General features: G+C 64.0%; 15 protein-coding genes. 4 read left to right on the forward strand and 11 right to left on the reverse strand.

Translation table 11 applies throughout. The features are described 5' to 3' along the window. Positions 1-69: 69 nt before the first annotated feature. The 6 genes from JJC00_RS02990 to JJC00_RS03015 form a co-directional block, all read right to left on the reverse strand. Positions 70-3,225: a type I restriction endonuclease subunit R gene (locus JJC00_RS02990; protein ID WP_200471276.1), complete on the reverse strand. Its 3,156-nt coding sequence runs from the start codon at positions 3,223-3,225 to the stop codon at positions 70-72. Beyond that, complete coding sequence (locus tag JJC00_RS02995; protein ID WP_200471277.1) at positions 3,222-3,464, reverse strand: hypothetical protein; 243 nt, start codon at positions 3,462-3,464, stop codon at positions 3,222-3,224. The genes JJC00_RS02990 and JJC00_RS02995 overlap by 4 nt, the downstream gene beginning before the upstream one ends. Then, the gene (locus tag JJC00_RS03000) at positions 3,461-4,813 is read right to left on the reverse strand and encodes a restriction endonuclease subunit S (RefSeq protein ID WP_200471278.1); all 1,353 of its coding nucleotides are present in this window, start codon (positions 4,811-4,813) and stop codon (positions 3,461-3,463) included. The genes JJC00_RS02995 and JJC00_RS03000 overlap by 4 nt, the downstream gene beginning before the upstream one ends. Further along, positions 4,803-6,380: a type I restriction-modification system subunit M gene (locus JJC00_RS03005; protein WP_200471279.1), complete on the reverse strand. Its 1,578-nt coding sequence runs from the start codon at positions 6,378-6,380 to the stop codon at positions 4,803-4,805. The genes JJC00_RS03000 and JJC00_RS03005 overlap by 11 nt, the downstream gene beginning before the upstream one ends. Positions 6,381-6,713: 333 nt before the next feature. Continuing rightward, positions 6,714-9,161: an adenylate/guanylate cyclase domain-containing protein gene (locus JJC00_RS03010; protein ID WP_200471280.1), complete on the reverse strand. Its 2,448-nt coding sequence runs from the start codon at positions 9,159-9,161 to the stop codon at positions 6,714-6,716. A 277-nt stretch (positions 9,162-9,438) separates the two neighbouring features. Next, entirely contained in the window at positions 9,439-11,505 is a 2,067-nt protein-coding gene (locus JJC00_RS03015; RefSeq protein WP_200471281.1) for an AsmA family protein, read from the reverse strand. A gap of 235 nt (positions 11,506-11,740) precedes the next feature. On the opposite strand from JJC00_RS03015, the gene JJC00_RS03020 reads away from it, so the two are divergent. Further along, entirely contained in the window at positions 11,741-12,415 is a 675-nt protein-coding gene (locus JJC00_RS03020; protein ID WP_200471282.1) for a Crp/Fnr family transcriptional regulator, read from the forward strand. Between the two features lie 82 nt (positions 12,416-12,497). Here JJC00_RS03020 and JJC00_RS03025 read toward each other — a convergent pair whose 3' ends face one another. The 4 genes from JJC00_RS03025 to JJC00_RS03040 all read right to left on the reverse strand — a co-directional run bounded on the left by JJC00_RS03025 (position 12,498) and on the right by JJC00_RS03040 (position 19,045). Further along, positions 12,498-15,641, reverse strand: coding sequence for an efflux RND transporter permease subunit (locus JJC00_RS03025; RefSeq protein WP_200471283.1), 3,144 nt, complete (start codon positions 15,639-15,641; stop codon positions 12,498-12,500). Continuing rightward, positions 15,641-16,570: an efflux RND transporter periplasmic adaptor subunit gene (locus JJC00_RS03030; protein WP_200471284.1), complete on the reverse strand. Its 930-nt coding sequence runs from the start codon at positions 16,568-16,570 to the stop codon at positions 15,641-15,643. The genes JJC00_RS03025 and JJC00_RS03030 overlap by 1 nt, the downstream gene beginning before the upstream one ends. A 143-nt stretch (positions 16,571-16,713) precedes the next feature. Beyond that, on the reverse strand, positions 16,714-17,385 hold the full coding sequence (locus JJC00_RS03035) for an OmpA family protein (protein ID WP_200471285.1): 672 nt from the start codon (positions 17,383-17,385) through the stop codon (positions 16,714-16,716). Positions 17,386-17,527: 142 nt separating this feature from the next. Then, positions 17,528-19,045, reverse strand: coding sequence for a caspase family protein (locus JJC00_RS03040; protein WP_200471286.1), 1,518 nt, complete (start codon positions 19,043-19,045; stop codon positions 17,528-17,530). A gap of 369 nt (positions 19,046-19,414) precedes the next feature. Here JJC00_RS03040 and JJC00_RS03045 point away from each other — a divergent pair, with 369 nt between their 5' ends. Continuing rightward, the gene (locus JJC00_RS03045; RefSeq protein WP_200471287.1) at positions 19,415-20,221 is read left to right on the forward strand and encodes an N-acyl homoserine lactonase family protein; all 807 of its coding nucleotides are present in this window, start codon (positions 19,415-19,417) and stop codon (positions 20,219-20,221) included. A gap of 55 nt (positions 20,222-20,276) precedes the next feature. Here JJC00_RS03045 and JJC00_RS03050 read toward each other — a convergent pair whose 3' ends face one another. Next, positions 20,277-20,819: a MarR family winged helix-turn-helix transcriptional regulator gene (locus JJC00_RS03050; RefSeq protein WP_200471288.1), complete on the reverse strand. Its 543-nt coding sequence runs from the start codon at positions 20,817-20,819 to the stop codon at positions 20,277-20,279. A gap of 110 nt (positions 20,820-20,929) precedes the next feature. Here JJC00_RS03050 and JJC00_RS03055 point away from each other — a divergent pair, with 110 nt between their 5' ends. Together JJC00_RS03055 and JJC00_RS03060 are read left to right on the forward strand one after the other, a co-directional pair. Continuing rightward, positions 20,930-22,558 (forward strand): FAD-dependent oxidoreductase, encoded by a 1,629-nt coding sequence (locus JJC00_RS03055; RefSeq protein ID WP_200471289.1) that lies wholly within the window; start codon positions 20,930-20,932, stop codon positions 22,556-22,558. A gap of 8 nt (positions 22,559-22,566) precedes the next feature. Continuing rightward, on the forward strand, positions 22,567-22,791 hold the full coding sequence (locus tag JJC00_RS03060) for a DUF2783 domain-containing protein (protein ID WP_200471290.1): 225 nt from the start codon (positions 22,567-22,569) through the stop codon (positions 22,789-22,791). Positions 22,792-22,799: the final 8 nt, after the last annotated feature.

The raw sequence follows: 22,799 nt of genomic DNA on the forward strand, positions 1-22,799 counted from the left end.
TTTGACGGACGCCGTCGCCACAAAATCCATGGTCGTCCCGGCCTTCGCCGGGATGACCAGGAGGAGAGATCAAATCGTAGCCCATCCCTCCGAAAGCGCTTCGGCTTGTTCGAGCACCGTTTGGGTCGCTTTCTCCTGAAGGTCCGGCGGATAGCCATATTTACGGAGGATCCGCTTCACCAGCACGCGGAGCTGTGCGCGAACGTTGTCGCGCACGGTCCAGTCGATCGTGACGTTGGCGCGAACCGTAGCGACCAGCTCGCGAGCAATAGTCCGAAGCGCGTCATCCCCCAGAACCTTCACCGCACTGTCGTTGGTCTCTAGCGCGTCATAGAAGGCGACTTCATCATCGCTCAACCCGAGGTCTTCACCGCGTTGCGCGGCCTGACGCATATCTTTGGCGAGTTGGATGAGCTCCTCGATCACCTTCGCCGTCTCGATCGCACGGTTCTGATAGCGACGAAGCGCCTGCTCAAGCATCTCGGAGAAAGCCCGCGCCTGCACGACATTGCGGCGTGAACGGACCTTGATCTCACCCTTCAGCAGCTTCTGCAGCAGCTCGACGGCCAGATTCCGCTGCGGCATGCCGCGGACCTCGGCCAGGAATTCGTCAGAAAGGATCGAGATGTCCGGCTTCTTCAGCCCTGCAGCAGCGAAGATATCGACCACCTCGTCCGAGACCATGGCATTCGAGATGATCTGTCGAATGGCGTGGTCGAGGTCTTCGCTGCTCTTGCGCTCGCCTGGCTCGTTCTTGGCCAGCACGGCTCTCACCGCCTGGAAGAAACCCACGTCGTCACGGATTCGTAACGCCTCGGCGTGCGGGACGGCCAAAGCGAACGCCTTCGACAACTCGTTGACCGCCTGCATCAGGCGGCTCTTTCCATCCTCCTGTGCGAGGATGTGCTCCTGGGCTTCGGGCAAGAGCGAGACCTTCTGCCCAGCGGTCCCCGTCAACCAATGCGACCAGTCGAAGCCATGAAACAAGCCACGGCAGACCTCGTATTTCTCCAGCATCACGGCAACCGCTTCTGCCTGGTCAAGCGCAGTCCGCCCCGTGCCGCCGGCTTCAGTGTAGGTCACGAGCGCTTGCCGCAGCTCGTCGGCGAGGCCGAGATAGTCGACCACCAGTCCGCCCGGCTTATCCCTGAACACGCGATTGACCCGCGCGATCGCCTGCATCAGCCCATGGCCGCGCATCGGTTTGTCGACATACATGGTCGAAAGGCTGGGTGCGTCAAAGCCGGTCAACCACATGTCGCGCACGATCACGATCTTGAACGGGTCCTTGGCGTCGCGGAACCGCTCGGCCATGTCTTCGCGGCGCGACTTGCTGCGAATGTGCGGCTGCCATTCCAGTGGATCAGACGCCGAGCCCGTCATGATGATCTTGAGCGTGCCTTTGTCGTCATCCTCGCCGTGCCAGGCCGGCCGCAGCTTGACGATCTCGTCGTAGAGCGCGACGGCGATACGCCGGCTCATAACCACCACCATCGCTTTGCCGTCCATAGCGCCGAGCCGGGTCTCGAAATGCTCGACCATATCGCGCGCGATCAGCGTGATCCGGCTGTCGGAGCCGACCACCGCTTCGAGTTGCGCCCATTTGCTCTTGAGCTTTTCCTTGCGCTCGACCTCCTCGCCTTCGGTCGCATCCTCGAAGTCGGGGTCGATGTTCGGTCGCTCGGACGCCTTCAATTCCAGTTTGGCTAGCCGGCTCTCGTAATAGATCGGCACCGTGGCGCCATCGATCACCGCGCGCTGGATGTCGTAGACGCTGATGTAATCGCCGAACACGGCTCGCGTATTGGCATCAGTCTGCTCGATCGGTGTTCCCGTGAAGCCGATGAACGACGCCCGCGGCATCGCGTCGCGCATGTGTCGCGCAAAGCCGTCGATGAAATCGTATTGGCTGCGATGCGCTTCGTCGGCGATCACGACGATGTTGCGTCGCTCCGACAGAACGGGATGGCGGTCGCCACGCTCCTCCGGAAAGAATTTCTGGATGGTGGTGAACACCACGCCGCCGCCCGCGACCGACAGTTTTGCGCGCAGGTCGGCGCGGTCCTCCGCCTGCACCGGCGGTTGGCGCAGCAGGTCGCGGCACCGTGCGAAGGTGCCGAACAACTGGTCGTCGAGATCGTTGCGGTCGGTCAGCACCACGATGGTAGGATTTCCCATCTCGGGCGCCAGGATCACCCGGCCGGCATAGAACGCCATGGTCAGGCTCTTGCCTGAGCCTTGCGTATGCCAGACGACGCCGACGCGTCGATCGCCATCCTCGCCACCCGCCATCGGCCCGGCGTCATAGCGGCCTTCCTCGTCGGTAAAGCCCTGCGACTTGTGCCAGCTCTCCGCCGGGATCGCCGCGCGCAAGGTTTCCTCCAGCGCAACGTTGACGGCGTGGAACTGGTGATAGCCGGCCATCTTCTTGACCAGCTTGCCGCCCTCAAGCGCCTCGAACACGACGAAGTAGCGGATCAGATCGAGGAAGCGCCGGTGCTCGAACACACCCTCCAGCACCACCTGCAACTCGGCGAGCTTGATCGCTTCGTCGCGTCCGGTGATGGTGCGCCAGGGCTTGAACCATTCCCGCCCAGCGCCGATCGAGCCAATCCGGGCCTGCGCGCCGTCAGACGCGAGCAGAGCCACATTGGTCGAAAACAGCGCCGGAATTTGCGCCTGGTAGGTCTGGAGCTGGCGGAATGCCGCCCAGACGTCCGCGCCCTCGTCGGCGGCGTTCTTCAATTCGATCACGGCGAGCGGCAGGCCGTTGACGAACAGCACGACGTCGGGCCGGCGAAGGTGCTGCCCCTCCGCCATCGTGAACTGGTTGACGGCGAGCCAGTCATTCTGCGCGGGATCGTCGAAATCGATCAGGCGCGCCTGCGCGCCACCGATCGAGCCATCCTTGCGACGAAACTCGACATTGATTCCGTCGACCAGCATGCGGTGGACAGAGCGGTTGCGCTCGATCAGCGACGGCGCATCGAGCCGCGCCAGCTTGCGGTGGGCGTCCTCCAGCGCTTCGGCCGGCAAGTCGGGATTGATCCGAGCCAACGCTGAGCGCAATCGCCGGTCCAGAATCACATCGCGATATCCGGACCCGACCCGTTCCGCGGCTGCTCCGCCATCGGCGATATCCGGGCCGTGCAGCACGGCATAGCCGAGCCGCGCCAACCAATCGAGCGCAGCCTCCTCGACGATGGATTCGGTGAAGGCGGTCATGGGTCCGCCTCCGGCCTGGTCAGGCGTTTGGGTTGAACTTGTAAGAAATCCTTACAGGTTGCGAGTTCGTCCTGTTCGCCGACAGTCGTCAAGGATTCCTTGACAACTGAGCCATAGGAAATCTCGCTCTCAGTTGAAGTCCCCCAAACCGTGCCGTCCACCGCTCGCAGCCGGATCGTGTCCCGCCCATCCTCGGTGCGGTAGAGGATCAACTCGCCGCGGGACGGGGCGTCGCTCACGCAACGGCCTCGAGCATTTTCTCGGCGGCTTTCACCCGGAGTTCGCCGGAGATGAGCTTGGGGAGGAGGGTGTCGCGGAGAGCGGCGAGGGTACGGGATTCCCCAACAGCGATCGCCATCCGACATTCTAACTGTTCAATCGCATCATCGAACAAGCGTTGGACTTTCTCGCTTGGCTGCAGAATGGGAAAAGCCAAGAAATCGTCTCGGCTTAATCCGAGATTGGTCGTCCCTGTAGCATGTGCCCTGCAGTAGACTCGATAGTCATCTGACAGCAATGTCTGATAGACAATGTGCCGGGACGTCTTAGCCGACTTGAAGATCAACTTGACGGTGTCCTGGGTGAGACGACCCTGCTCAATGTATGGCGGAACCTTGGCAACGGCGCCAAGCAAATCGGCAGATTGGGTCACGTCCTTTAGGGAAGCGTACATATCGCCTGGCCTAAGAATCAAATTGGCTGGAGATGGTCCGCCGTAAGTTGACAAATTCCGGTCTCTAAATCCTCCGTTTCTCTCGATGGAGGCTAGGCCAAGCAAGACTGGCCCCGGCAGGTGCTTGAGACCGCTCTTATATGTTGTTCCTCGTTGCAGGTCGACGAGTTCGCCTAGCTCCCTGTTGAACCATCCTTCCGGGATACGCCCCTCCTTTCCCTTGCTGAATCGATGCGGGAAGTGCGCTCCTATGGTCTCTGGCAACGGACCATTACGACCTTCTACCTTCACCCGAACAGGATCGAAGTCCACGAACCACGATTTAAACAGCGCTCGCGACATTGCCGCCAGCGTCTCGTTCATTCGCCAATTGAGTTCGATTTTGTCGTCAAGGGTACCGAGAATGTGGGCGATCGCGCGCTGCTCATCCAAGGGTGGACGGAAGAACTTGAACCGCTTTATCCGTTCTGGAGATGTGTGCTTTACCGTTGTCCCCGTCGCGCTTGCCAGTACTTCGTGACGGTACTCACTGGTACGGAAGAGATAATTTAGAAACTTTAGATCAATCGCGTCCGGGGCCTTGATCTGAACCTTGCCAAGCCGTTGATTGTGTAGATACCGACTGCCAGATCGGCATTGAGGCACAATGGCCGGGTAGCCAAGTGTGTCAGCTTGCTTGCTGAGATCAGTCATTGAGACCAAAAGGTCGCCCTGCCGCAGAACGAAATCCTTCGAAACTGGGCCGTCGTAGTACTTCAGCTTGTCGCCTTTAAATCCACCACCGATAGCGAAGTTGCCAGGAGTTAAGAGGATGTCGCCGCGAGCATCTTCCTGAATAAACGCACCACTGAACGCAAAGCCATGCTTTACCTCGATTAGCTCCCCCAACGAACTAATTTGCCAATCAGCCGCCATGCCCGAGCTCCCTCAGGTTTGCCGCAATAGCAAGGTCCAGCTTCGCCGCTTCTTTTTGCTGCTCCCATAGCGTTGCGGCTAGCCTAGCCATTTTGTCTTCGAAGGGCTCGTCGTCTTCCTCGGCTGCTGCCGCGCCGACATAGCGCCCCGGCGTGAGCACGTGGCCGTGTTTGCGGATGTCTTCCAGCGCTGTGGCCTTGCAGAAGCTCGGCACGTCGGCGTAGTCGCCGGCGTCTTTGTCGCCGCGCCACGCGTGGTAGGTGCCGGCGATCTTCGCAATGTCTTCGTCAGTCAACTCGCGATGCACGCGGTCAGTCAACGTGCCCATCTTGCGCGCGTCGATGAACAGCGTCTCGCCGCGACGGTCGCGGAAGCGGCCGTTCTTCTTGTTACGCGCCAGGAACCAGAGGCAGACCGGAATTTGCGTCGAGTAGAACAGCTGTCCCGGCAGCGCCACCATGCAGTCGACCAGATCGGCTTCGATGATCGCTTTGCGAATCTCTCCCTCGCCCGACGTATTCGACGACATCGAGCCGTTGGCGAGCACGAAGCCCGCAAGCCCTGTGGGACTGAGATGATGAATGAAATGCTGCACCCAGGCGAAGTTGGCGTTGCCGGCGGGAGGCGTGCCATAGGCCCAGCGCTTGTCGTCCTTCAACAGATCGCCGCGCCAGTCGGAATCATTGAACGGTGGATTGGCCAGCACATAGTCGGCCTTGAGGTCAGGATGGCGGTCATTGTGGAAAGTGTCGCCATGACCGATCTGGGCGTCGATGCCGCGGATGGCGAGATTCATCTTGGCGAGGCGCCAGGTCGTATAGTTCGATTCCTGACCATAGATCGAGATGTCGCCGAGCTTGCCGGCATGAGCCTCGATGAACTTTTCGCTCTGCACGAACATGCCGCCGGAGCCGCAGCAGGGATCGTAGACGCGGCCCTTGTAGGGCGCGAGCATCTCGACCAGCACGCGGACGACATGGGACGGCGTATAGAACTGGCCGCCGCTCTTGCCTTCCGCGCTCGCGAAGCGCGATAGGAAATATTCGTAGACACGGCCGAGCGTGTCCTTGGAACGGTCGGCGGGTGCGCCGAGCGCGATGTCGCTGACGAGGTTGATGATCTGACTGAGCCGCTGCTTGTCGAGGCCGGGCCGAGCAAAGTCCTTCGGCAGCACGCTCTTGAGCGAGGTGTTGTCCCGCTCAATCGCGGTCATGGCGTCGTCGACGAGCTGGCCGATGGTCGGCTGCGGCGCCATCGACTTGAGGTAGCTCCAGCGCGCTTCGGGTGGAACCCAGAAGATATTCCGGGCGCGATACTCGTCGGGATCCTCGGGATCGGCGCCCTGGGCGCGCTGCGCGTCGAGTTCCGCGTGCTTCGCCTCGAAGGCGTCGGAGATGTATTTGAGGAAGATCAGCCCGAGCACCACATGCTTGTACTCGGCCGCATCCATGTTGTTGCGCAAGGCGTCCGCCGCCGCCCATAGCTTCGCCTCGAAGGCGCCATTGCCATTGGCCTCAGTGCTGCGATCGACTTTTGTCCCTCGGCTCTTCCCCGGACCTCGTGCCATGTCTTCCAGTCTTTTCCCGTCAAACGTGCGTCCAGTATTACGCTACGAGGAAACCCTTGCGCACTATCTTTTTTGCTTAGATCATAACAGGATAGCGTCCAGCCGGATCAGCTGATCCGCCGGCCAGATAGACCATGTGAGGTGAATTCGGCGCAACCGCCCGATGATGCCATCATGCCGGTGTTTTGCCCGACGTGTCAAAGGGCCTGGCACCCGGAGTTTTGTTCGTCGGTGCGTCCCCTAGCCACAAGCGCCCTGGCACCCGCGTAACCCATTGATCCCTCAGCCCCCGTCTACTGTGCATGGGGTTGTTTTCGACTTTTGTGTTGGAGGTTACCCTCTCCGCCGCGCAGCCGAGGCGTCCACGACACTCTCCTCGTCCTCGCGCCAGCCAAGAATCTCCATCGCCAGCACGGGGTGGTTAAACCCCTTGAGCTGGAGATCGTCGAGCGCGCGGGCTTCGACGGATTGCTCGACCATGCCGTAGACGCGGCGGCTCACCACGATCTGGTTGGCCAGGGCCTCGCCGCAGAGGCGGGAGGCGAGGTTGGTGACGCTGCCGATCGCGGCATATTCCAGCCGCTGCTCGAAGCCGACCTGGCCGAGCGTGGCATAGCCGAGCGCGATGCCGATGCCGAAGCCGAGGCTGTGGCCGCGGTTGCGCCAGCGCTCGGTCAGCGGGCCGATCGTGTCGCGCATCTCCACCGCCATCTTCACGGCGCGTGTGGTGTGGTCCTCGAACTGGATCGGCGCGTTGAACAGGATCATCACGCCGTCGCCGGCATATTTGTCGAGCGTACCCTCATATTTGAAGATCAGCTTGCCGAGCGCCGCGTGATATTCGCGCAGCACGTTCATCGCCTCTTCCGGCTCGGTCGCTTCCGTGAACGCGGTGAAGCCGCGCAGGTCGCAGAACACCACCGTCACCTCGCGGCGCTGGCTGGTGAGCAGCCCCTCGGGACTGTCGGAGGAGGCGATCAGCTGCGCCACCTGCGGCGCCAGGAAACGCTCGAGCTTGCGGATGCGCTCGATCTCGCCGAGCTGGGTCTCGACGCGCTCCTCCAGCGACTTGTTCCAGTTCTTGAGCTGCTCGGTCTGCTCGCGCAGCTTGTCGGCCTGGGCGCGCACGGTCTCGTTCGCCGTCTCCAGCGCGTGGCTCTTGTGGTCGACCTCGGTGAACAGGCGCGCGTTGCGCATCGCCAGCACCGCCTGGTTGGCGAAGGTGCGCATCAAGCCGGTGAGGCTGCCCTCGAACGCGCCGCTTAAGCGCCGCAGCACCACCAGCGAGCCGAGCGTGCCCTGCTGGTCGACCAGTGGCACCACCAGCACCGCGTGGAAGCCGGCATTGATCGCGACATCGCGCAGCGGCTGCGCGGCGGCGTGATCGAGATCGGCAATCGCGATCGGCTCGCCGCTCCTGGCGGCATCGCTCAAAATGTTCTCGCCTTCGTCGATCGTGACATGGGCGCCGTCAGCCGATTGGTCGATGCCGTCGGCCTCGACCAGATTGAAGCGCCGTCGCTGCGCATCATAGCCGTAGATCACCACCGCGTCGGCGTGGCTGATCTCCAGCGCGCGGGCGGCGATGGTCGGCAGCACGGCGTTGAGGTCGAGCGAGGAGGCGACCGCGCGGCCGACCTCTTCCAGCACCTTCAGCTCGTTGATCGACTGCGCGAGGTCGCGGGTGCGCTCTTCGACCTTTGTTTCGAGATCCGAATAGGTCTCCTGGAGCTGGCCGGCCATACGGTTGAACTGGCCGGCGAGCTCTTCCAGCTCGTCGGAGGTGTGCACGTCGATGCGGTGGCTGAAATCGCCTTCGCCGAGCTTGTGCGCGCCGTCGCGCAGCGCCGTGATCGGGATGATCATGCGGCGTGCGAGCAGCGTGCCGGCGAGGATCGCGACTAGGAGGCCCATGCCGATCAATAGCGCGATGCGCACGAGCTGGTCGCGGATCGGCGTCAGCGCTTGCACGGTCGGCTGCTCGAACAACACGCTCCAGCCGAGCTTCGGCACCGTGCTCGCGGCCGATAGCACCGCATGGCCGTTGAAGTCGGTGCCTGACGTATCCGGCTCACGGCCGGGTGCGATCGCAGCCGCGACCTGCGGCAGTTTCGACAAATCCTTGCCGACATCGGGTCCCTTCGACGAGGCCGCCAGCACGCGGCCGCGTGCGTCGACCACATAGGCAAACGCCGCCTTGCCGACCTGGGCGTCGGACAGGAAGTCGGAGAGGAAGCCGAGATCGATCTCGGCCACGGTGACGCCGGCGTTGAAGCCGGAATGCGCCACCGAGATCGACATCACGGGCTTCTCATCGACGAAATTGACGGCCGAGTAGCTGACGCCACGGGCAACCGTGTCGGTGAAGCGCATGTCGCGGGAGAGGTCGGCATTGCTGCCGGTCGTGGTCGACTGGCGCGAGACGCGCAGCACCTCGCGGCCCTCGCCATTGAGCTGGAACAGCTGGGAGACGACCGAGACCTGCTGCAGCAGCTGGGCGTAGTCGGCGCGACGTTTCTCCAGCGTGTCCCGGCTCGCCGTCGTCACCCAGCTGATCTGGCGCTCGAGCTCGGAGACGGATTGCTCGATGCGCCGGGCCGCGGCCTGCGCCTTGTCCTCGAGCCCGTCGGTCAGCGAGGCCTTGATGGCGCGATAGGAGATCCAGGTCTCCATCGCGCCGTTGACGGCGAGCACGAACACGACGAGGCCGACGAGGGAGACGACATATTTGGCGAACAGGCCCTCGCGCAGAAACCAGGTCTTGTCTTTCGCTCCCGCCATCCGGATCCTCTCGCGCCGCGACCGACGCCGGCGCTATGGGCCGTACAGGCCCCACGGCCGTTCTACCACAATTTGGGCTTTTGGACCGGCAAGGGACTAGCAAGGGGCCGGTAAGGGGCCAGTCAAGGGCGGGTGTGGTTACCGCCGGGGAATGCCGGGACGGCTGGCGGGGCGGTGAATTGCCGGAGCCGACAGGCCGTCTCCTCCGTTCGGAGGAAGAACTGTGTGACGAGGCGGCGTAAGGCTGCGCGCGGAGCTCGACGCCTTGGTCCGCCAATCACCGATTAAACAGCTGCCGCATCACGTCGTTCATCGGCTGGCTATCCTGCTGCGCCTCAGGCGCGTCCTGGGTCGGAGGGGTCGGCGAAGCCTGGGGTGCCGGGGTGGTCGGCGCGCCGGGCAGGCTGCGGCTTCGGCCGGTGCCGTTGTTTCCCGCGCCGCTCGAGAGCCCCTGCTGGATCAGATTGCCGATCGCTTCCCCCAGCTGGCCGCCGAGCGGATTGTTCTGCCCTTGCCCCTGTCCTTGGCCCTGCTGCTGCGTCTGCGGATTGGCATTGCCCGCCGCGTTGCCGCCACCCGGTGTGGCGGCGCCGCCGAGGCCGAAGCTGTTCAGGATGTTGCCGAGCCCGGCACCATCGGGGCCGAACAGGCCCTTGCCCATCTCACGCAGCCTGGCATAGGCGGCATCCGGATTGTCGAGCACGCCGGCCATATCAGGATAGATCCGCGGTTGCGACCACGCGCCGGTAATCATCACGGGAATGCCGAAGCCGACCGGATCGGAGGCGCGGCCCTGGCCTTCGGTCGTCATCACCAGTTTCGGCTCGACGCGAAAGCCCATCATCTTGGTGTCGAGCGCGATGGTGCCGGCGCCGGTGACGCGCACCAGCGGCCCGATCAGATTGAGATCGGTCGTCACCGCCTGGCCCTTGTCGATGCGGAAGGACGCCGAGAGCTGCGACAGGTCGGTGCTCTGCTCCTGGCTGTTGTTCTGGTTGTCCTGCCAGCCCGACAGCGTGCCCGACGTCAGCGAGCGGATCATCTGCGCGACATTGATGCCGCGGATGGCGCCGTCCTGGAAACTGACGAAGGCCGTGCCCTGCATGTTCGCCATCAGCGCACGCTGGCTGGTGCCGGCGCTGCGCAGCGCGAGCTTGGCTTGCAGCTTGCCGTCGATCCGGTCGAATTCGGCAAGGCCCTGCAGCAGCGGCAGCGCACGCACACCGACGAGGTCGGAATGCATCGCAAAGCTCGGCGCGCCGCTGGTCGCATCGAGGATCACCTCGCCCGAGACCTGGCCGCCATAGGCGCCGAGATTGGCGGTGCCCGCCTTCAAGATGCCGCCGGCGAGTTTCGCATCGAGCGCCAGCGGCGCAAGACGGGCATCGCCGATGACGGCTTCGTTCGCCGAGATCCTGATCTGCGCGTCGACATAGTTGAGCCCGGACACGTCGATCGGCGCATCGCTCCAAGGCCGCCCGGTCGTGCCGTCAGGCGATTTCGCCAGCGGGATTGCGAGCCGCTGGAAGTCGAGATCGACCTTCACCAGCGGCTTGCTCGCGATGTCGACCGAGGCCCAGCCGTTGAAGGCGCCATCGCCGAGCGTGCCGTTGACGCCGTTGACCATCACGACCGCGCCATTGAGCCGCAGCTCCGCGTGGCCGGCGAGCTGAGACTTCAGCACGTCAGGCATGTCGATGGTGAAATCCACCGGCATGGCCTGCCGCTCGATCGGCGGCGCCGGCGTGGTCGCCTTGATGTCGAACTTGGTCGGGTGCTCGCCAACGCGCGCGGTGCCGGCGATATTGACCTTGCGGTCGCGGCCCATGATCGCTTCGGCATTGATCGCGCTGATGCGGCCGTCGATGCGATCGCGCAGGCGCGAGAATGCGATTTCGCCGTTGGTGATCTTGACGCGGTCGATGCTCGCGCCATCCATGTCGAGCGCGAGCGGCTTCGGCGATGCATCGGCGTTGGGCCGGCGCTCACGCAGCAGCGGCTGGTACATCACGGGATGGGTGACGACGATCTCGCTGATGTCAGGGCGGCCCGACCACACGCTTGCGAGCGACATGTCGGCCTGCACGCTGTCGATCGTCAGGCGCGTGATGCCGCTGCGGTCCTTGGGGTCCTGGAGCGTGAGGTCGTTCAGCGTGACGTTCAGCGTCGGCCACAGGCTGATCTTGGTGGTGCCGTCGATCGTCAGGCGATAGCCGCTCGCCTGCTCGACGCGCGAGGCGATCGTCGCGGTCAGGAAGCCCGAAGGGATCCCGATCACCAGCAGGAGGGCGATCACGACGATGATTGCGGCCACCGCCGCGCCGGCGAATTTCACTGCTCTCATGTCGACTTTCCAACGACGGACGAGCGGTGTCGGATCCGGCAGATTGCCCGTCCTTTGCGCCCGTCCTTCACGCCTGAGTTTATCCCGGGACGGGAAGCCGCTCCAAGCGACTAAAAATAGTCGGGAGGTGCTGCAAAGTTATGTGACTTATGACACACTTCTCCGGCGCGGTTTTACGCGATTCTGACGTTGATGCTTCCAAGCGATTTGCCAAAGAATTCACAAGGACGTTGAAATGAGCAAGCAGGCCGAATTTGCGGTCATTCTGAAAATGAATGCCATGTTCGCCGATCTTGGTGCGGACGAACTCCAGCGTTTGTCCAATCTCTGCCACACCCAGCATCTCGGGAACGGCGAGGTGCTGTTCCAGAAAGGGGATCCGGGCGACGCACTGTTCGGCGTGCGCCGCGGCCAGGTCCGCATCGAGACCGGCGCCTCCGACGGCAGCCGGCTGACGCTCAACTTCATGGGGCCGGGCGATCTGTTCGGCGAGGTCGCGGTGCTGGACGGCCAGAGCCGCACCGCAGACGCGACCGCCGGCGAGGTGAGCGAATTGTTCGTGCTGCGGCGCGAAGACTTCCTCGCCTTCCTCGAGCGTGAGCCGAAGGTCGCCATCAAGATCATCGCGCTTCTGTGCCAGCGCATCCGCTGGCAGAGCGAGCGCATGGAGGAATCCATGCTGCAGCCGCTGCCGGTGCGGCTGGCGCGGCGGCTCTGCGCACTCGCTGCCGATTTCGGCTCCGAGGTGCACATCTCGCAGGAGCAGCTCGGCGTCTTCGTCGGCGCCGCCCGCGAGAGCGTCAACCGCCAGCTTCAGGCCTGGCGGAAAGAGGCGATCCTCGATCTCCAGCGTGGCCGCATCCTGCTGAGGAACATGACCAAGCTGACGGCGATCGCGCGGAACGAGTAGGATCAGGCGATCGCGGCGAGGTATTTCACGTCGCTGCGACGGCTTCCGCCTGTGTGTTTGCCTGAGCCGAGACTGAGGGAGATTACTCCGCCGCAGGGTGCACGACTCTCTTCGGCGCTGGTCCCGCATCCGCAGCCTCATGATGATCGCCGGTCTCGGTATCCTCGCTGTGCACGATCAGCCGCTTGCCGAAGCGCCAGATCAGGGCGCCGAAATCGTCCATCACCATGAACATCGCGGGCACGAACACCAGCGACAGGATGGTCGAGAAGATCAGGCCGCCGATCACCGCGAGCGCCATCGGCGAGCGGAACTCGCCGCCGGCGCCGACCGCGAGCGCGCTCGGCATCATGCCTGCGGCCATCGCGATCGTGGTCATCACGATCGGGCGGGCGCGTTTCATGCCTGCGTCGATCATCGCCTCGTCGCGCGGCTTGCCGGCGTGAATTGCCTCGATCGCGAATTCCACCAGCATGATCGCATTCTTGGTGACGATACCCATCAGCATCAGGATGCCGATCCACACCGGCGTGGTGAGCTGCTTGCCGGTGATGAGCAGGGCCGCGATCGCGCCGCCGATCGAGAGCGGCAGCGAGAACAGGATGGTGATCGGCTGCAGGAAGGTGCCGAACAGCAGCACCAGCACCGCATAGACCATCATCAGGCCGGCCGTGATCGCGGTGGCGAAGCCGTCGGAGAGCTCGTTGAGGCTTTCGGCATCGCCCGAGGGTGAGACCTTCACGCCCTTCGGCAGGCTCTTCATGACAGGCAGGTCGTAGATCTTCTTGGTCGCGTCGCCGAGCGCAGCGGAGCCGACGAGGTCGGCGGCGACGGTAGCCTGCCGCTCGCGGTCGTAGCGGTTGATGCTGGTCGGGCCCTGATCGAGCTTGACGTCGGCGATGACCGAGAGCGGCACGCCGCCCTTCTCGCCGTGCTCGCCGAGCGGCACGCGCAGCTGCTCCAGCGTCTTGAGATTGCCGCGCGCGGCATCCTCGAGCTGCACGCGGATCGGAACCAGGCGGTCGCCGACGTCGAATTTGGCAAGCGCCGGACCGACGTCGCCAATCGTCGCGACACGGATGGTCTGCGACAGGCTTTCGGTCGAGACGCCCAGCCGCGCGGCGAGATCGGCGCGCGGCTCGATGCGCAGCTCGGGCCGTTCCAGCGAGGTTTCCGAGATGACGTTGGCGATGGTCGGAATCCGCTTCATCTGCGTCGCGAGCTCGCTGGCGACGTTGTTGACGATGTTGGCATCGACGCCGGTCACGACCAGCGAGATCGCCCGCAGTCCGTTCTCGTCCAGGAACCAGAAGCGGATATCGGGAACGTTCTCCAGCTCCTGGCTGATCGAGAATTCGAGCTCACGCTGGGTGATGCTGCGGTCGTTCTTGGGCGTGTAATTGATGATCAGGGCGGCACGCCGGACTTCCTGGGTGCCCGGAGGAACGCGCCCGCCGTCGACGAAGATGCTCTTCACCTCGGGCCGCTTGCGCAGGCGCGCGACGATGTCCTCGGTGACCTTTTCGGTGTAGGCGAGCTGCGTACCCGGGGGCAGCTCGAGGGCCAGCAGCGAGCGGGCGCTGTCCTGCGCCGGCAGGAAGCCCTGCGGCAGCAGCGTGATGCTCCAGATCGAGGCCGCGAAGATGCCGAAGCCGATCAGCACGGTGATGAAATAGTGTTTCACCGACCAAGATACGATTCTGTGGTAGCTCCGCAGAATGCGGCCCGGCGGCGGCTCTTCGTGATTGCCGTGCTTGAGGAAGTAGGCGGCCAGCATCGGCGTCACGAACCGTGCCGCGAGCAGCGAGAAGAACACCTGCACCGAGACGGTGATGCCGAACTGCTTGAAGAACTGTCCGGCGATGCCCGACATGAAGCTCGCGGGCGCGAAGATCGCGATGATGGTCAGCGAGATCGCGATCACGGCGAGGCCGATCTCGTCGGCGGCTTCGAGCGCGGCACGATAGGGCGATTTGCCCATGTTCATGTGCCGTACGATGTTCTCGATCTCGACGATGGCGTCGTCGACCAGAATACCTGTCGACAGCGTGATGGCGAGGAAGCTGACGAGGTTGAGCGAGAAACCGAGAATGTCCATCGCCCAGAACGCCGGGAAGATCGACAGCGGCAGCGAGACTGCGGCAATGACGGTGGCGCGCAGGTCGCGCAGGAACAACAGAACGATGACGACGGCGAGGATGGCGCCCTCGAACAGGGTCGAGATCGCCGCTTCGTAATTGCCGTTGGTGTATTCGACGGAGGTGTCGATCAGCTTGAGGTCGACGTCGGGATAGGCGGCCTTGAGCGCGTCGATGCGCTTCTGCACGGCTTCGGCGACCTTCACGTCGCTGGCGCCCTTGGAGCGCTTGATGCCGAGCGCGACCACCGGCTCACCGTTGAAGCGTGCGAAGGTGCGCCGGTCGGCGATGGTGTCGGTCACGGTGCCGAGATCGTCGAGCCGGACCTCGCCGCCGCCGAACAGCGGGACCATGGTGCCGGCGAGATCGCTCAGCGTCTTGGCGCCGGCCAGCGTCCGGATCGCCTGGTCGTTCTTGCCGATCTCGGCGCGGCCGCCGGCGACGTCGACATTGGTGCCGCGCAGGCTCTGGCTCACATTGACGGCGGTCAGCCCCATCGCCTGCAGGCGGTCGGGATCGAGCGAGACCAGGATCTCGCGCTCGACACCGCCGATGCGCTCGACCTGGGCGACGCCGCGCACGCCTTGCAGTGCGCGCTTGACCACGTCGTCGACGAAATAGGAGAGCTGCTCCGGCGTCTTGCCGGGCGAGATCGCGGCATAGGTGACGATCGGCAGGCCGATCACGTCGACGCGCTGGATCAGCGGCTCGGTGACGTTCTGCGGCAGGTTCGAGCGCACGCGCGTCACCGCGTCCTTGACGTCATTGAGTGCGCGGTCGGTGTTGGTCTCCAGCGCGAACTGGATGGTGGTGACCGACACGCCGTCGGTAATCGAGGACGTGATGTGCCGCACGCCCTCCACACCCGAGACGGCGTCTTCAACCGTCTTGGTGACCTGGGATTCGAGCTCCGCTGGCGCGGCGCCGAACTGCGCCACCGCGACCGAGATCACGGGAATGTCCGCAGAGGGCAGTCGCGTGATCGCGAGCTTGTTGAAGGAGGTCCAGCCGAGGATCAGGAGGATGATCGAAAACACCACCGACGGCAGTGGATTACGGATCGACCATGCCGAGATATTGAGAGCCATTAGCGTACCCGCGTGCGATCGAGTTCATCGGCGAACATGGTCTTGATCTGGTCGCCGTCATGCAGCGAAGAGCCGGCGTCGGCCACGACGATTTCGCCGACGTCGACCCCCTCAAGGATTTCGGTTTGGCTGTCGGACGTCAGCCCGACGCGCACCCGGCGTGTCTCGACGGTGTTGCCTTTAACCACCTGCACGGTGAGATGGTCGATCGCGGTCTTGGGCACCGCGACGCCGCAGCTTCGCTTGGCGTCGATCGAGGCGCGGGCAAATACGCCGACCTTCAGCGATGGATTGTTGGTGACGCTGATGCGGACGCGGCCGAGCTGCGTGGCGCGGTCGATCTCGGGCGCAACCAGCCGGACCCGGCCGATCAAATCGGCGGCGTCATCGCGGCTGATCCGTACCGTCGCGCCGGGGCTCAGCTTCGGCATGTGCACGGCCGGGACCTGCGCATCCAGCTCGATCTCGTTGTTGACGGCGATGCGGAACATCGGTCCCGCCTGCGGCGAGGCCGGCGCGCCGACAATGGTGCGCACTTCCGTGATGAGACCCGGCGCGGGCGCCTTCAGCGAGATCGGACCCTGCGGGCCGGGCCGTTGCGGCTGGCCCGGGATCTGCGGCGGCGCCGTCAGGCGCGCGAGCTCCTGGTTGTCAGTGACGACGGCGCCTTCGGTGACGAAGAGATCAGTGACCTTCGATCCTTCCTGGTCGGCCATGACCACGGCCTCGCGCCGCGGCACGAAGAAGCCGGTGACCCGCACCAGATCGGAGAAGCAGGCATTGGTGGACTTCGTCACGATGACGAGCGCCTCGCCCGGCGTCTCCTTCGCTTCGGGGCGATGCCGATGCTCGAACCAGTAATAGCCGATGCCGAGCGCAACGATGAACGCCACGGTTCCCGCAGGCTTGAGATATTCGGAGATGTTCATCGCCGGATCATCCTGGCCTGGCTCGGGGTTGCTGGGAACGTTTCCCTGAAACGAAGCGGCGTCCCGCAGGGCTGCGGGACGCGCGCCGGGAGCAAGACTTTACACCACATCACGACGTGTCACTGCAAAGGATTACGTCGTGGTCACTTCGATGCGGTGGTCTTGTTTTCCATATTCACGACCTGCACGCGGCGGTTCACTTCCGCCATCGGCTGGTTCGGATCCTTCAGCTTGCTCTTGCCGTAGCCGACGGTGACGAGGTCGGTCGCGGCAATGCTGTACTTCTCGACGAGGTAGCGCTTGATCGAATCCGCGCGGCGTTCCGACAGCTCCTGATTGTAGCCCTCGCTGCCGGCGGCGTCGGTGTGGCCGGCGACCACGAAGGTCGAGCCCTTCAGGTCGGGGCTGGTCAGGGCGCGGCCCAGCGCCTGCACCGAAGGCAGCGACTTGGTGCTGATGTCGGCCGAGTTGTAGTCGAAGGTGATCTCGAGATCGATGTTCGGCTTGTCCTTGGCGGCGGAGGCGATCTCCTCGCGCTCGGTCGATGATAGCGAGCGGGTGGCGCGGCCGCGGACGGACTGGATCAGCTTGGTTTCCGCCGGGTTCGGCGCCGGATCGGCCTGCGGAGCGATCGAGAGGCCGCGGGTCAGGGGCTTCTTCGGCGGCGGTGCCAGCGCGCGGAGGATCTCGTCCTCGGTGACGTTCTTGCTGTTGCCGTCATCGCCGGCAAAGGCGGGCGGGAGCGTCAGTGACAGCGCGGCACTGATGGTGATGATGGACAGGATTGCGGTCAGTCCCTTTGCAGCCAATCTCATTGCCAGTCCCTCCTGCGCGCGCGCCCGCGCCGTTCCAAAATTCCTGCGATAGGCCCGACGGCAAGGCCGCCTGCGGCATCCGTTCGTTAGTCTTGGCCGGGCCGCCATGGGTTCGAGGCGGCGGGCCTCAAATCAAAAAATATCAACGCACTCCGTAACTTGCGAATTCCTGCACGATGTTCGGGTCCATCGCCTTGGCATTGGCGATGTCGAGCGCGCCCTCCTGCGCCGAGCCATTGCGCTGCTTCGCGATCCCCCGCCCAAAGAGCGAGGAGGTCAGTCGCGGGTTGATCCTCAGCGCCGCGTCGAAATCGGCGATGGCGTTCTTCACCGTCCCGGATTTGAGGTTCACCAGCCCACGGCTGTCCAGCGCATCGACGAAGTTCGGCCGCAGCCGCAGCGCCTCGTTGCAATCCTTCAGCGCGGCCTGGAGGTCGCCGACCACGGCACGGGTCCAGCAGCGGTTGTTCAGGGCCTCGACGTCCTTCGCATTGATCCGGAGCGTGTCGTCAAAATCCTTGATGGCGAGGCTGTAGGCCCCCTTGCTGGCATAGACCTGGCCACGCCGGTACAGCGCGTTCACGTCGTCCGGATTGGCGGCGATCTTGGCCGTCAGGCCCTTGATGGTGGGATCCTCAGCCAGCGCGGCCGCGCTCGGCCCGCCATCCGCGTTCGGCGCCGGCTCGGCCGATTTGACCGGCGGTTGCGGCGGAGGCAGCACGGCCTCAACCTGCGGCTTCGGTGCCGGCGGGGGCGGTGACGGAGGTGCGGGCGGCGCCGGAGGATTGTTCGCAGCTACAGGTGGTGCTGGCGGGGCGGGCGGAGCCGGAGGCGGGTTGTTGGTGGCGACCGCCGGCGGCGGTGCGGGAGGTGCCGGCGGGGTCGTCGCCGTCGGGCGCGATCCAGCGGCACCTGGAATGAACGAGAAATCCTCGGCGAGCGAGGACGATATCCACGGCACCTGCTCGCCGCGCGAGGCGCGGGTGACGCCCATCTTGGTGCGGTTCAGCGTTTCCTCCGCCATCAGGTCGGGGACACGGATTTCCTTCAGCAGTTCCTGGACGAACAGGCTATGGTCGCCGCCGGCGTCCGACACCACCGATGCCAGCGCCGCCGAATACATCACCAGCGTGCCGTTCGGCGCGATGACCGGGGTCAGACCCGCCGAGAAGCTCCGGAACCGCCGTTCGAAGGGATTGCGCCTGCTCGCATCGATCAGCGCGATCTTGACGCCGGCGCCGCGGGTGTTGAGCTCGCCGAGAATCGCTTCGATGCTGAAACCGTCGCGGCGGACGTCGGACTCGGTCCAGATCTGCGCGTCGACCGGGATCATGTAGCTCTGGCGTGCCGACTGGATACCGAACCCGCTGTAGAACACCAGCGCCACGGAGCCCGGCTTGATCTTGCCGTAGAGCTTGTCGAAGGCACGGCGCATCGCATCGCCGGTCAGGTTCTCGCCGACCTCGACCGAAAAGCCGTCGCGCTTGAGCTCGTCGGCGACGTCGCGGGTGTCGTTGATCGGCTCTTTCAGCGGGCTGTCCGCGTCCGGATATTTGGCATTGCCGATGACCAGCGCGAAGCGGTCGCCGGCCGCATGCGACGGCGCGGTCGGGATCAACGAGGCAAGCAAGGGCAGAAGAAAAAGGAAGCGAATTTTCATAATCAGCGCGGTCCAGCCAAAAAGGCGCCGTTCCCAGCTTGCGCCGCGGCGACCTTAACTTACGCAATGTGCATTATCAAACCCGGGAGTGGGGGCGTCAACCGCTTGGAGATTCGGCGCAATCGCGACAATTGACCGCGACGCACAGGCTGGCTGCGAGGGGAATAATTTGGCGGTCACGGCTTTACTCGACGCGTTCTCGTTTGCGGTTCCGGCGGTCATGTTAGGCCGGCACAAGCGACGAAAATGTGATTGGTCTCACATTGCGCCTTGCGTCCGCTGCAGGCTCAGCCGTTTGACCTTTGCGATGGGCGATGGCTTGGTGCGCGGCAGGTCCAACCAGAAAAAGCAAGAGCCGGGATCGAAGCCATGGGAAACGCCTACGAAATCTACGCCCTGCGCTATGCGACGATGTCGCCGCGCACCCCCAGCATGAATTTTCTGGCGCCCGACCCGCATGACAGCGCCGCGCAGGATCTCGACTACTTCGTTTGGCTGATCCGAGGCCAGGGCCGCGATATTCTGGTCGATACCGGCTTCAATGCCGAGGAGGCCACCTCGCGTGCGCGCAAGCTGACGCTCAATCCCGTCGATGCGCTGGAGCGCTTTGGCGTCGCTGCATCGAGCATTCGCGACATTATCGTGACGCATCTGCATTACGATCACGCGGGCAATCTCGATCGCTTCCCGAATGCGCGCTTCCATCTCCAGGAGCGCGAGATGGCTTATGCCACGGGCCGCTGCATGTGCAACGGACTGCTGCGACATCCATTCTCGGTCGAGCACGTCACCCAGATGGTGCGCCATGTCTATGGCGAGCGCGTCAATTTCTATTCCGGCGACGGCGAGGTCGCGCCCGGTGTCACCGTGCACCGTGTCGGCGGCCATTCGGACGGCTTGCAGGTGGTCAAGGTCGAGACCGCGCGCGGTCCGGTGGTGCTGGCGTCCGACGCCGCGCATTACTACGCCAATCTCCAGCGCAGGAGTCCATTTCCGATCGTCTACAATGTCGGCGACATGGCCGTGGGCTGGGAGACGATCGAACGTCTCGCCGGCCACCCCGATCGCTATATTCCCGGACACGATCCTGTTGTGACCGAGATCTATCCGCGTGCGAGCGACAAGGTCGACGCCTGGGCGCTGCATTTGCCGCCGACGCGGTCGTTTGCGAAGTGACGGCGAAGCCGTCATTCCGGGTTCGCGCTACGCGCGCCCCGGAATGACAGAGGAGCTAATACGCCTGCTTGGCGTCGGCCTCTTCGCTGGTCTGGATCAGGTCGAGACTGCCCTCGATCTTGCCGAGCAAAGCCGACAGCTGCTTGCGCTCCTGTGCGGACAGGCAGGTGAGGATCTCGTCTTCCCGCCGCAGCAATTGTGGGAACAACTCCTCGTAAAGCGCGCGGCCCTTGTCGGTCAGTTGCAGGCGGAATTCGCGGCGGTCGGCCTCGTTCTCGACCCGCTCGATCCGGCCATCATGCAGCAGCGTCGTCACCGCGCGGCTGATGGTGGATTTGTGCGTGCGGGTGCATTGCGAGATGTACTGCGCGCTGCAGGCATCGTTACGGAAGCCGAGCGTGGCAATGACGCGCCAGGCCGGAATGTCGAGGCCGTGACGTTCCTGATATTCGACCGCGAGCGCGGAACTGACCTCCGCCGCGAGCCGGTTGAGCCGGAACGGCACGAACTTGAACAGATCGAGCCGCGATTTGGGCCGCGGTGAAGCCTCATCGGCTTCGCGTGTCTTCAGCGCGATGTCGCTGGATGTCCTCGCCAAGGAGAGCGCTCCGAATTCCAGTTGACGGCCGGCCGGCTCCGGTCCAAAATAGTTGCACGTGAGACTATCTAGCAGATCAGTCCTCTCCTGACCAGAGCCGAGGTTAGTGTATGGCGGGCGCCAATACCCATCAGGCCAAAACCCAGTTCGGCTATCGCCGCCACGCCGACCAGGATCGCCCCGGGCAAAGTCCGGCCGAGCACCCGGTCGTGGTCGTCGGCGCAGGGCCCGTCGGGCTCTCGCTGGCGATCGATCTCGCTCAGCGCGGCCAGCGCGTCGTCCTTCTGGATGATGCCGACCGCATCGGCGAAGGCTCGCGCGCGATCTGCTTCTCGAAGCGCTCGCTGGAATATTGGGACCGGCTCGGCGTTGCCGACCGCATGGTCGACAAGGGCGTGGTGTGGAGCGTTGGCCGCATTTTTCACGGCGAGTCCCAGCTCTACCAGTTCAATCTACTGCCGGAGGAGGGCCACAAGCGGCCGGCCTTTATCAACATCCAGCAATATTACGCCGAGGCCTATCTGGTCGATCGCATCAGCGACCTGACCGCGATCGACTTGCGCTGGCGGAACAAGGTGACGGCGCTGGAGCAACGCAATGATTCCGTTGCGCTGACGATCGAGACGCCTGAGGGCGCCTACCGCCTGCATGCGCAATATATCGTTGCCTGCGACGGCGCGCGCTCTTCGCTGCGACAGATGGTCGGCGCTGAATTCGCTGGCCAGGTGTTCGAGGACCAGTTCCTGATCGCCGACGTCAAGATGACCGCGGAATTCCCGACCGAGCGGTGGTTCTGGTTCGACCCGCCGTTTCATGCGGGACGTTCGGCGCTGCTGCACCGGCAGCCTGATGACGTTTGGCGCATCGATCTCCAGCTCAATCGTTACGCCGATCCCGTGGTCGAGAAGAAGCCCGAAAATGTGCGGCCGCGGATCGCGCGGATGCTCGGCCATGACAAGTTCGAGTTCGAATGGATCTCGCTCTACAAATTCCAGTGCCGGCGCATGGATCGCTTCATCCACGGCCGCGTGATCTTTGCGGGCGATTCCGCCCACCAGGTCTCGCCCTTCGGCGCGCGTGGCGCCAATTCCGGGCTCGAAGACGCCGAAAATCTCTCGTGGAAACTTGACCGCGTGCTGCGCGGCACCTCGCCCGCGAGCCTGCTCGAAAGCTATCAGGTCGAGCGCAGCGCGGCGGCGGACGAGAATATCCGCGAATCCACCCGCTCGACCGATTTCATGGCGCCGAACTCGCATCAGGAAGCCCGGCTGCGCCAGGCGGTGCTGTCGCTCGCCAAGGAGACCGAGTTCGGCAAGCGCATGGTCAATGGCGGAAGGCTGTCGGTGCCATGCAGCTATGATTCGGCGCTGTCATCGCGCGATGCGGATGCCTGGCGCGGTGGACCATCGCCGGGCTGCTCCATGCTCGATGCGCCGGTTGCGACGCGCGCGGGCGAGCAGGCCTATCTGACAGATGCCTTCCGCAAGGGTGGAACGGATTTTACCCTGCTGTCGTTCGGCAATGGCGCGGCGGTCGATATGCCCGATGGTGTGAAGGATATCCGTATCGGCGGCGAGAGCGGGCTTGCCGATCCCCAGGGCCTCGTCGCCAAGCGCTATGACGCCGAGCCGGGCTCCGCCTATCTACTCAGGCCAGACGGCTACGTCGCGGCGCGCTTCCGCCATCCGACGCGTGGGGCGATCGCGGCCGCGCTGTCGCGGGCTCAAGGCTTAAATTGAGGTTTCGTATGCCGCTTTCCACCAGCTCCAACTTCGCGCGGCCCGACGATGCCTTTCGCGCCATCGTCGAAGCGCACCGCGGCCTCACCGACGAGCAGAGCGCCGATTTCGACGCGGCGCTGGTGCTGATCCTCGCCAACCATATCGGCGATACCGACGTGCTGCGGGAAGCGCTCGTGCTGGCGAAGCGCCGCATGGTCGATGCCCAGCAGCAACAACAGCAACAACAATAAGGATGAAC

The organism is Bradyrhizobium diazoefficiens, from assembly GCF_016616885.1.
GTDB lineage: Bacteria > Pseudomonadota > Alphaproteobacteria > Rhizobiales > Xanthobacteraceae > Bradyrhizobium > Bradyrhizobium diazoefficiens_F.